We start from the raw sequence: 1,035 nt of genomic DNA on the forward strand, positions 1-1,035 counted from the left end.
GGGTGCGCTGCCGGCGGCGTCCGCGCCGCTGCTGGACATCACCGCCGAACAGCACGCGGCCTGGCCGGTCCGGCTGTTCGCCTCGTGAACAGCGGCCCCCGCCCCGCCACACGGACCGCGCCCGGCCCCCGGCCCGCGTCACGGACCGCGCCCGGCCCCTGCCCCGCGTCACGGACCGCGCCCGGCCCCCGGCCCGCGTCACGGACGGCGCCCGGCCGCCCGGCGCGGCCGCCGCCCGCCTCCGGCTTCCGTACGGCACCCACCACTCGTATCCGCCTTCCGTACGCCACCCACCCCACCCCACCCCCGATGCGCTCCCGGAGCAGCCCATGCACCTCGACCACGACCTCGACGAACGCTTCCCGCACCGCCACACCTACAGCGCCGCCGACCCCACGCGCCCCGACGGCACCCGCCGGGCGCTGCGCCTGGGACTCGGCGGGCCGGTGGGCACCGGCAAGACCGCCACCGTCGCCGCGCTGTGCCGCGCGCTGCGCGACGAGCTGTCCCTGGCGGTGGTCACCAACGACATCTACACCCGCGAGGACGCCGAGTTCCTGCTGCGCGAGGCGGTCCTGCCCCCCGAGCGCATCACCGCGGTGGAGACCGGCGCCTGCCCGCACACCGCCATCCGCGACGACATCTCCGCCAACCTCGAAGCCGTCGAAGACCTGGAAGAGACGGTCGGCCCGCTGGATCTGATCCTGGTCGAATCCGGCGGCGACAACCTCACCGCGACCTTCTCCAAGGGCCTGGCCGACGCCCAGATCTTCGTCATCGACGTGGCCGGCGGCGACGACATCCCCCGCAAGGGCGGCCCCGGCGTGACCACCGCCGACCTCCTGGTCATCAACAAGACCGACCTCGCCCCCTACGTCGGCGTCGACCTGAAGACCATGGCCCGCGACGCCCAGACCCAGCGCGGCGACCTGCCCGTCACCTTCACCTCCCTCAAAGCCCACGACGGCGTCCGGCCCATCGCGGACTGGATCCGCACCCGCCTCACCGACTGGACCACAGGCCCCGCATGACCCT

At 74.9% G+C, this 1,035-nt stretch carries 1 protein-coding gene and 1 pseudogene; both read left to right on the forward strand.

Annotated features, from left to right (window positions below):
• A pseudogene (locus ADK86_RS42310) lies at window positions 1-88 on the forward strand (urease accessory protein UreF); the annotation flags it as partial.
• A gap of 241 nt (window positions 89-329) precedes the next feature.
• Complete coding sequence (ureG, locus tag ADK86_RS16330) at window positions 330-1,031, forward strand: urease accessory protein UreG (RefSeq protein ID WP_053697241.1); 702 nt, start codon at window positions 330-332, stop codon at window positions 1,029-1,031.
• The last annotated feature ends 4 nt before the right edge of the window (window positions 1,032-1,035 follow it).

It is taken from the genome of Streptomyces sp. NRRL F-5755 (assembly GCF_001279365.1).
In the GTDB taxonomy this organism is placed as follows: Bacteria; Actinomycetota; Actinomycetes; order Streptomycetales; family Streptomycetaceae; genus Streptomyces; species Streptomyces rimosus.